The following is a 203-nucleotide window of genomic DNA, read 5'->3' as shown; positions in this document are numbered from 1 at the left end:
GATTTGTCCGTCTTTCCGGAGATTTGCCGAATATCCGCAAAAAGACCTGCACTTTTGTTCTACTTTGGGAGGTAGGACCGGGAAAGCGCGCCGGGTATCCGAAAAGACCAGCAAAAGTGCATGTCATTGGACCGATTTTAGCTGAAATCAGCAAAAGACCAGCAAAAGTGCATGTGAATTTGGCGATTTCGTCGATTTTCTGC

At 46.8% G+C, this 203-nt stretch carries 1 protein-coding gene; it reads left to right on the top strand.

Annotated features, from left to right (window positions below; translation table 11 throughout):
* Positions 1-203, top strand: a 203-nt coding sequence (locus FS806_RS26475) for a hypothetical protein (protein ID WP_222126777.1), incomplete at both ends; no start/stop codon positions are given.

Source organism: Paenibacillus sp. 32O-W (genome assembly GCF_007679495.1).
Taxonomy (GTDB): Bacteria; Bacillota; Bacilli; order Paenibacillales; family NBRC-103111; genus Paenibacillus_L; species Paenibacillus_L residui.
Note: the sequence above shows the minus strand (reverse complement) of the source record. Positions and strands in the feature narration are given on the sequence as shown.